General features: G+C 75.1%; 1 protein-coding gene. It reads left to right on the plus strand.

Annotated elements, in window-relative coordinates:
* Positions 1-1,194, plus strand: a 1,194-nt coding sequence (locus HIR71_RS16250) for an HNH endonuclease signature motif containing protein (RefSeq protein WP_169326102.1), incomplete at both ends; no start/stop codon positions are given.

Consider the following 1,194-nt stretch of genomic DNA (forward strand, 5'->3'; position numbering starts at 1 on the left):
GATCGCGGGGTGGGAACGCATCACCTCGTGGGTGGCGGCGCGTCAGGCGCGGATGATCACCGAGCTGGCTCGTCGCCGCGAGCTCGGGCGCCTCGGTGAGTTCGTGGCGGACGAGGTGGCCGCCCGGCTGGCCACGACCCGGGCCGTGGCAGAGCGCAAGGTCTCCCTCGCGACGTGCCTGGACGCGATGCCCGAGCTCGCCGACGCGCTGCACGCAGGAGCCGTCGACGTGCGCAAGGCGGTCGCGCTCATCGACACGACCGACCACCTGCCCCTGGACACCGCGCGCGAGCTGGTCGCCGCCGCGCTACCCGACGCGACCGAGCTGACCGTCCCGCAGCTTCGGGCCCGGATCCGACGCCTGGACCTCACCCGTGACCCGGCGGCGGCTGATCACCGGCACACCCACGCCCGCGCGCAGCGCCACGTCACCCTCACCCCCGCGCCCGACTCGATGGCCTGGCTGAGCGCCTACCTGCCCGCCGACGACGCCCTGCGCGTCTTCACCGCGCTGGACGCCCTCGCGGGATCCTCCGCGACCGACGACTCGACAGGGGTGGACGCGCGTCGCGCGGACGCACTCAGCGACACGTTCACGCGCATCCTCGACTCGGGCCTGGCGCCGTCCGGAGAGTCGCTGCCCACCCGCCAGCGCGTCCGGCCACACCTGCAGGTCACCGCCGCGGCGACGACTCTCCTCGGCCTCGACGACGTACCCGCCGAGCTCGCCGGCTACGGCCCCATCCCGGCGGCGATGGCGCGATCGATCGCGGCGGACGCGACCTGGCGCCGGATCTTCACCGACCCGGCGACCGGCTCCCTGACCGGGATCGGCCCCCGGTCCTACCGGCCCGGCGCAGACCTGACCGCCACGGTCCTGGCCCGGGACACGACGTGCACCTTCCCCGGCTGCCGCACTCCGTCGTACCGGTGCGACGTCGACCACGTCGAACCGTTCGACCCCACCCGCCCCGGCGACGCCCAGACCACCTGCGCCAACCTGCACGCGTTGTGCCGCCACCACCACCGCCTCAAGACCCACACCGGGTGGACCGTCGTGCGCAAGGAGGAGACCGGCGCCACCCACTGGACCGCGCCCACCGGCCACCGGTACCGGCGTCCGACCATCGCGGCGGACCCGAGCCACCCGTCCGTCCAGCCGACCGCCCCGCCCGCCACGGGGCCACCGAACCC

The sequence above is a fragment of the Cellulomonas fimi genome (assembly GCF_012952065.1).
Taxonomy (GTDB): domain Bacteria; phylum Actinomycetota; class Actinomycetes; order Actinomycetales; family Cellulomonadaceae; genus Pengzhenrongella; species Pengzhenrongella fimi_A.